Raw genomic sequence first — 8,115 nt, 5'->3', positions numbered from 1 at the left:
TACGCAGTAGCGGCTCATAGTCAACGCCCGGGTGTTACCCGATACTCACCCGGGCGTTACTGGATACTCACCACAGCGTTACTAAATCCGTGGTCCTAACATTCGCCCGCGCGGTTGCTAACCGCATCGCGTTTATGGACGCCGGCCACATCGTGGAGATCGCCCCACCCGAGGAGTTCTTCGCCGCCCCGAAGTCCGAACGCGCGCAACGCTTCCTGGACCAGTTGGTGTTTTAGAGGTTGGGTCGGGGCGGTTGGCTTGGCGAATCCATCCGGTCGTATATACTCGTGCTCATAGATCCCCCGTCCTCTTCGGAGGCGGGTTTCCTTTTACCCAGAACGGGCGTTGCACTGAACCTTGATGTTCAGTGCAACGCCCGTTCTGTTCGTTTACCCGCGAGGGGTGCCCCGGTTATACCTTACGACGTCCCACGAGCGCACCCGCAGCGATCAGCGCACCACCGAGCAGGATCGGCAGCTGGAGACCAGTTCCTCCTGTCTTCGGCAGATCGCCCTGGCGAACGTTGGCTACTGTCAAAACGGCATCTGTCGAGGTAAGACCCCAGGTAGATGGCGCAGATTCATTGTTCACCTGTTTCGCGATGACCTCCGAATCCTGGTCAATCACAACTGCTGCCTTGCCGTCTTTCATGGTAACCGAGAACAGAATCGGCTTAACCAGCAAACTATAGACATTTCCATCTACCACAGGAGACTTTGTCTCGATAAGTCGATAGTTACCGACTTCCAAATCATCCGCCCTGTAAAAGCCGAATTCCTCACTGAAGTCGAGCAGTTTTCGGTCCACGACATGTTCACCATCGCCAAGCTTTTCCAGAGTGAATTCGGCTCCCTCCAAACGGTTTTCAGGCTTTGGCAACTCTCCTTCAAAGTCTTCGGATGAAATCTTCACAAGACGTAAAGAAACCTTTTCATTTTTGCTTTCTGGAGGTGGAACACAGGCTGTGTCCTCGTTTGGTCCGACTTTAACTGTATTGAAGAGACCTTGATATGGCTTACATTCTTCTTCCGCCGAAAGCACTACGCCTGGGCGAACTGAGAAGACCATTTTGACGTTAAAGGAATGCATACCGTTGCTTGTAGCGTCGAATTGCTTTTCGCCTCTCGGTCGGATCTCGCCACCTTCTGAAAGGATAAACGGGCCATCTCCATTTTGGGAAGACTTTGAACGCTCACGTCCAAACTCATCAATGAAAGACCAACTTGTTCGTTCAAGCACGACACCCTCTGGCATCTGAGGTGTATCAACTACCCGCCGGTAACGCGCACTATTAGCCTTATCTTCGTTTTTAAGCAGCACCCGATAGTCAACCGTGTATGTTCCATCACCATTGTCGACCACTTGATCCTGAATGGCCTTTTTCTCGACCTTTGGGTCGACCCTGACGCTTGGACTCTCCGGCGCAGGGGCCGAAGCGGCATCCGTGTTATACGAGGTTGGAGCCCAGCCTGTCCCGACTACGGTAATCCCGAGGTCTTTAGCAGTCTTAGTCCCACTTAGCTTTTTCGTTGGATCATTAATCTTAAGCTTGATGATCTGCGCTTCATTCTGTCCGGCCGCGGACCCGCCACCAAGCCCGAACGCAATTGATCCGTCAGCCTCCACCCAAGCTTGTCCAAAGACAAGATAGCGGTTGTTCGAAGCGCCGAGAAATTGTCCCAACGTCTGGTTCGTATCTGGAACTAGAAGGTCAGTAACATCAAGCCGAAGTCCTTGCTGCTTTCCGCTCAGATCAACGCGCTCGAGATAGATCTTCCCTTGCCCTGCTGCCCAAGTACTTTGTAGTCCCCATACATAATCTGGGGCGGAATCAATGCTGACAAAGTCCTCGGACACTGAACGGAATTTATGCTCTTGGCGCCATGGTGTTTGTCGTGGTGTCCGATCTCCGAGAGAACTCTTCGATGTTGCTTTTACATTGGCTAGATCAATTTCATATAGCCTACCTGTGCCCCAGTTCGATGAGCCGGAGACCCAGTACCGCCCCTGCGAATCGAAGGTACCAGCGTTAATTCCACTACCAAGGTCGTTAGCTACCGCATCATAATTGTTGTGGTCCTCAGGTAGCTGGCCTTCAAAGCCATCCACTTTTCCAAGGTCGTAGATCTGTCCCGTGTAGGGGTTAATTTGGAGCAAATGACCTGCAGGAAAACAGGGGTCATCCTCGTAACCGTGTCCAGTGGAGTGCCGTGGCTGACTGATCGCATACAAGTAGTTGTCTTGACGATTGTATGCAAGTGCGTTGTACACCCATCCAGTCTTCGGACCAATCTTCATCTGTACGAATCGACCATCGTAATCTTCATCGTCGATTTCGAGATAAAGCTGCGAGGAGATACGGGATCCAGAACTATTCGGACTGGCCACAATGAATCGACGAAAACCGAATTCTTCCTCTGCAACAGTCAATGAGCGCGCGGGTTGACGAGTATCGACTTTACTAGGGTCACGGTAGGTACATTTTTCACCGGGCTTCGTAATTGGAGGGACATCATCCTCCGTAATCGGCGGCGCAATCGGCAATGGTGCCGTGGTTGTGCTTGACCCATCTGGATCTTCCGTTGCTTCCTTTTCGACTACCTTTCCGTGCAGTACGATTTCCTCATCCCGCGTCGGAGCCGACCGATATGTTGTCCTCAAAGTGACAGTTGAATCTGCAGGAATTATTACGGAGTCGATTTGCTTACCATCCTTTACCGGATACCAGGTAATAACAACACGGTCTCCGTATTTTTCGACCTTTCGCTGAATTGAAACGCCTTCCGCCTTTTCAATGGGGAGAGAGAAAAATACGTCTTCAGTATTTGCTGTAGGACTCAGCGTTACGGTCGCACTCGTAAACTCGGATCGCGACTTCACGTCAAAAGTCGTCTCGTATGGATTGTTTCCCAGAGTTTTGTGCTCGGACACTGGGATACCGTCACCAGACACTACAATCGTGTGATCCTGCGGCTGGCTATCGAGATTCTGTCCCCAAACTTGCACACGGTAAAAACCACTTGCAGGCGCAACGGGATTAAGAATGACCGTATCCCCGCCCTTGAGGTACAAGTCATCGACCTTGGGAAGAAGACGGAATTCCGTATCTTCAGATTTACCGTTAGCGTTCCACCCCCACTCTCTCTTCTGAATGTCAGCGAAGGTACGGTCAACAACGGTATTCCCCCCGCGGACAACCCGGACTCGAACCGGTCCATCAATAGCCTTAGTGGCTGCATTGTCTTTGTTCTTCTTGATGGCAAATCGCGTCATCCGCCAGTTTCCGGTTTCATTCACGCGAAACTGGAGTTGTGGGTTCCCATCTAGCCAATCTGCTTTCGGACTAGTCAGCGAAAACTCTTGATCGTAAACGCCTGGGAGATCGGGAAATTGCCCTGGCTGCGAGGCTCGAAGTTCACCAACGCCAAGCTCAATTCCCGCATTAAGCTCGGCGCCGATTGTCTGCCCAAAGCCTGACTCTGCAAGTTCATCCTTAGTCGGCACATCGTTGCTGTCCGCGATTGAGTAGACAGATTCCCCGGAAGTCACTACTTCGAACTCGACTCGCATTGGTGGGATCGTGTGGAGGCCCTGGATGTCAAATGCGAGGTAATCGGCATCTTCGCCGTTAACGAATCCATAGAACTCTGGTTCAATTACGCGATCATCGATTGTGACAGAACGAATCTCCTCAATATCACCTTCACCTACACGTTTGATAGCGAACACATCTTCCTTTGACGCTTTGCCGCCAAACTCCCAGACTTCACCTTCTGGGTCTTCTACGACGACGCGTTCGACGTCACCTTCACGGGTCCAGCTAATTGGAGATTGTGAAATCTGGGGTGTAGCGGGTCCAGATCCATTATCTTTCTCAAGCTTTTCCGAGTGGAACATATCACCCTCGGTTTTGACCGGCGCTACCGAGCTAGTTTCTACAGCCTCCGACGCCACCGTGTTCTCCGCCACAGCACTCTCCGCAGCACCTGCCGTAGTCGCAGAAGCAACCCCCTCCTGCGCGTCGACCGGGTAGGAGCCCAGGCCGGCGGCGAGCGCCAACGAGGCGACCACAGCAGCGACTCCACGAACGGAGCGACGGGTGCGCGAGCTCGCAGTGGCTGCAGGCTTCATAATGTTTCGCATAATCCTTGTTCCTAAATCCGCTTATCTACCGTGTCTGTTCTTCGTTTTTGCTTCGCCGGGCCAGCACGAACCCGATCAAAATGAGCAGTCCGCCGAGTCCTGCGGCCCACAGCACGTTCGCGCCTGTGGAGGCCAGGTCGCCGCCGCGGGTGTTATCTGCCGGTTTGGTCACTGTGGTCACGGAGCTAGTTCGCGTGGTCACCACGGTGGTGGAGCCGTCGGGCCGGGTGGTGGTCAACGTGGTCTTGACCGGGGTGGTCACCGTGGTCACGGTGCTGCCCGAAGGTGTCGTTGTCCGCGCGGTGGTCCCTGGCGATGTCGGCGTTGTCGGTGTCGCTGGTGTCGACGACCCCGGCGTCGGGGTTGGCGTCGGCGACGGCGACGGGGACAGGCCCGGATCGGTGTCCCACTTGGTCACGATGACGTTGTCGTAGGTGAAACGCTCACCCGACACGTCGCCAAGCGGCAGGATGATCAGCTGCGGGCTGGAGAGGTGGTACTCGTGGTCGTCGTCAGGCGCTTGCTCCTCGAGCAGGTACAGGCCAGGCTTGAGGTAGCTGAACTGCACGCGGCCCTTCGCGTCGGTGGTCGCCCTATCGGCGTCCTCCAGGCCACGCTTCCGAACATCCTCCATCGTGAGGTTCTTGGCGCCCTCGCGGCCTTCCTCCGTGGTCACGTCGATGCCCTTCACGCGGGAAAGCACGAAGATGGAGCCTTCGATGGCTGGTGGTTTCGCGCCGGCGGGGATGTCGTCGTTAGGGTTCGGCTCGTTCTTCTTCACCACCAGGAAGATCGGCTTGGTGGTGTCCACGCTGTTGGCGGGGATGTTTTTGTCGTTGCCGGAGACCACGCGGGCATCAGCAAACGGCATGAATGCGCCGGTGGCCAGGATGGATGCCGCGCCAAGCGTGGCGACAGTCTTCGAAGCTCGCATTAGGACTGAACCTCCTTGTTCATAGCGTCCTTGCGGTCGCTCTTCTTCTTTTCGCGGATGATCCACCAGATCAGGGCCAGCAGCACCAGCAGGGAGACGCCGCCGAGGGCCCACATCCACCACTGGAAGGTGGACGTGGATTCGTCGAGAATCTGCGCTTCGTCTGGATCCATCGGCACGCGCTCGGCGTGGACCAGCAGACGGTGGGTATTGATGCCGTACGGGGTGCAAGTGACCAGGGTGAGCAGGTCACGGTTGGCTTCGGCGCGCAGGCTGTCGGTCTCGTCCGGGAGCACAACCTCGATGTCGTACACCTTGTACTTCATGCGCTCACCGAACGTGGAGACGTAGATGGCGTCGCCGACTTCGACGTCCACGAGGTCGTCGAAAAGCGTTGCAGTCGTGAGTCCCGTGTGACCGGTGATCACGGAGTGGAAGCCCTTGCCGCCGGTCGGCAGCGCGGAGCCATACAGGTGGCCGAGGCCCTTTTGCAGGGTGTTTTCGCTGGTGCCGTGGAAGACGGGCAGACGGACGTCGATAGACGGGATCGCAATTTGCGACATCGCAGACACCCCCGCCAACTGCGCCTCATACGCCTTGTACTCAGCGTTGTCTTCACTGATGCGCGCAAGCCACGGGTCCAGAATCGGACCGTCAGTATGCGCGCGGTTGTACGCGATCGCCGCCTCGTACGCACGGTTGACCTGCTCTGGCGGAGCCGCCTCGAGCTGGTCTTCGTACATCTTCGCCACCTGCTCCTGCACGCGGTTGTTCCACTGGGTGGAGATCACCGGGTACATCAGCACCGTCAGGCCAACGAGGATGATGAGGACAGGCAGCGCCACACGCTGGAAGAACGACTTCTGCGCCGGCTGCTTCCGGTGCCTCGCCTTCACTGCTGTGCTCACGTTGCTGTCCTCTCTGGGGCCATCGCTTTTCGACGACAACCCTTTCCTTCAAAACTGGAGCAGGAATTTAACGCCCTCCTGCTGGCGGGCGTGCGCCCCGGTTTGGGTCTGTGTTTCTGTTTAGGTCCGGTTCCGGGGCGCCTTCCGGGCTAGCCCTCTTTGGTGAGCTCTAGCCCTGGAGTCCGCTTATGCGTTTGCGCTTATGCGTTCTTGCTTATGCGGACTGGGAGTTGCGACGTGCCGCGTAGACACCGCCACCGATGATCGCAAGACCAGCCAACGCCATCACGAGCACACCCATGCCACCGGTGGCTGGGAGCTTGACGGTCGTGGTCGGGTTGTTCTGGATGTCAACCTGCTTAGACAGTGCGACCTTTGTGCCTCGCACTTCATTTTCGTTGCGATCTTCGACAGTCAGCTTGAACGGGACCGGCTGAGTCAGAAGCTCGTAGCCTGCAGGAGCCTTCGTCTCAACGAGGCAGTAGGACTTGTCGATCGTCTCAGTGTGATTCTCAATGTCCGTCACGTGGAGACCATCGATGGTGATCAGACCGTTGTCATCAGTAGTCCAGCTCGTAGCATTGTTGACCTTCAACGCCTTGCCGTCCAGCTCTGCTGCTGCACCGTTCTCTCCTGGAGTACAACGGTAAAGTTCGAATGTCGCACCAGGAAGTGCCTTGGACTCTTCGTTGGTCTTGTTCACCAGCAGCTTGCCCAGGTAGGTAACAACCTCGGTCTCCGGGGTATCGAACGGCTTGGTGGTGCCATCGCCGTAGCCAATTCGCCCGAAGGAACGAGCACGGTTAGCCACGTCACCGTCGCCCTCACCGATCTCCTTCAGAGTTGCGGTGAGGTTAACGCGTACGCGCTGGCCGCGGTTCTCTTCAAGCTTTGTGAGATCAGAGAACGAAATCGTGCGCTGCACGTTTACAGTCTTGGTACCCTCGGTGTTCGGAAGAGCGCCTGACTTAGGAGCCTCGTACTGCACTTCGGGGCCGAGAGCGTAACCCGCATCGAGGGTCTCGAGCACGTTGCCGTTAGCGTCGACGATCTCAACGTTCTTGATCTTCATGTCGCCAAGCTCGCTGTTGTTGTAAGCATCAACGATGTTGAACGAATCGAGCTTGTCGTTGTTGGTCTTGCCCGGAATGTTGGCGGTAATCGAGTAGTCCACTACATCGCCGACGTTCTTATCAGCGTCGATTACGGTCTTCTCAGTCTTCGACTGGGTATTCTTCGGGTAGACGTGAACGTCGTAGTTCCAGCGAGTCTGAGCCTCACCTGCATCAGACTTAAGCGGGTTCGTCATCGGAAGGAATACAACGAAGCCCGGAGACGGAATCAGGCCTTCAGCTTTCTGTCCACCGACAGTTGCTTCAGGAGACGCGAGCTCTTCAACGTAGTAAACGCCAACAGCCTGGTTGTCCAGGACGATCTCGCCCTTTTCATCAGTCGTCTTTTCGGTTGGTGTCTTAGCCTTCGCAAGATTTGCAGCTTCAGCAGCAGTCAGCTTCGCTGCCTTGTTGAAATCGTCCTGCTTCTTGACGTCAAAGTCGAGTTTTGTGATGTTAAACTTCACGCCCTGAACAGCCGTACCAGCCGGCTTGTCTTCAGCATTACCGGTTGGTTTGCCGGTTTGTGCCGGATTCAGGCGCTTGTGGATGGTCAACTTGCCGGTATCACCAGTGATGTACGGATCGGTGTTCACCGTCTGTACCTGCGCGTTTTCCTGCGCCAGCGCGTCCTGCGCGGCGATGCCGGCGGAACCGGCGAAGGTCAGGCCTGCGGCGATTGCAATCGCGGCGGTCTTCTTCATGGCAATTGCCATAGTGGTGGTCCTTTCGGAGAAATGTTTGTCGCTGGGCCCTTTTCGGTCAGCGAGAGAAGTGTTTCTACACGGCGTGTCTTTCCGTGTGAATCTTCTGGGCCCAGCCTGGGCTCCACCGCAAAATTTAGTTTGTCGTACAACTAATTAAAAGTCCTAGTGGTTAGCATTTTCGCACGCTAAGGCACGTTTTAGGAAGCAGATCCGGTCGTTGCGTCTAACGCGATTTGCCACCTGCACTTACATACAGCTGATTACATTCTTTTGTGGCGCTCGGCACATACAGGGGGGGGGGGGGGGTTTTT

The 8,115-nt window shown here is 55.6% G+C and carries 5 protein-coding genes; 1 reads left to right on the top strand and 4 read right to left on the bottom strand.

Features of this window, described 5'->3' with window-relative positions; translation table 11 throughout:
- Positions 1–89: 89 nt before the first annotated feature.
- Positions 90–236, top strand: coding sequence for a hypothetical protein (locus HMPREF2617_RS11830; protein WP_186806821.1), 147 nt, complete (start codon positions 90–92; stop codon positions 234–236).
- Positions 237–411: 175 nt separating this feature from the next.
- On the opposite strand, the gene HMPREF2617_RS02855 is transcribed toward HMPREF2617_RS11830, so the two are convergent.
- The 4 genes from HMPREF2617_RS02855 to HMPREF2617_RS02840 all read right to left on the bottom strand — a co-directional run bounded on the left by HMPREF2617_RS02855 (position 412) and on the right by HMPREF2617_RS02840 (position 7,813).
- Positions 412–4,071 carry a DUF6923 family protein gene (locus HMPREF2617_RS02855; RefSeq protein ID WP_070839770.1) on the bottom strand — a complete coding sequence of 1,220 codons (3,660 nt, stop codon included), beginning with the start codon at positions 4,069–4,071 and terminating at the stop codon, positions 412–414.
- A 97-nt stretch (positions 4,072–4,168) separates the two neighbouring features.
- Positions 4,169–5,077 carry a prealbumin-like fold domain-containing protein gene (locus tag HMPREF2617_RS02850; protein WP_070839767.1) on the bottom strand — a complete coding sequence of 303 codons (909 nt, stop codon included), beginning with the start codon at positions 5,075–5,077 and terminating at the stop codon, positions 4,169–4,171.
- Positions 5,077–5,985: a class C sortase gene (locus HMPREF2617_RS02845; protein WP_070839779.1), complete on the bottom strand. Its 909-nt coding sequence runs from the start codon at positions 5,983–5,985 to the stop codon at positions 5,077–5,079. The genes HMPREF2617_RS02850 and HMPREF2617_RS02845 overlap by 1 nt, the downstream gene beginning before the upstream one ends.
- Positions 5,986–6,199: 214 nt before the next feature.
- Positions 6,200–7,813, bottom strand: a complete 1,614-nt coding sequence (locus HMPREF2617_RS02840; protein WP_070839764.1) for a SpaH/EbpB family LPXTG-anchored major pilin — start codon at positions 7,811–7,813, stop codon at positions 6,200–6,202.
- Positions 7,814–8,115 lie beyond the last annotated feature (302 nt).

It is taken from the genome of Corynebacterium sp. HMSC070H05, from assembly GCF_001837615.1.
GTDB lineage: Bacteria > Actinomycetota > Actinomycetes > Mycobacteriales > Mycobacteriaceae > Corynebacterium > Corynebacterium coyleae.
This window is presented reverse-complemented; position numbering and strand designations above follow the sequence as displayed.

Excerpts from the sequence above, each read along its gene's own strand:
- HMPREF2617_RS02850 (WP_070839767.1), bottom strand. The coding sequence starts at position 5,077 with ATGCGAGCTTCGAAGACTGTCGCCACGCTTGGCGCGGCATCCATCCTG.
- HMPREF2617_RS02840 (WP_070839764.1), bottom strand. The coding sequence starts at position 7,813 with ATGGCAATTGCCATGAAGAAGACCGCCGCGATTGCAATCGCCGCAGGC.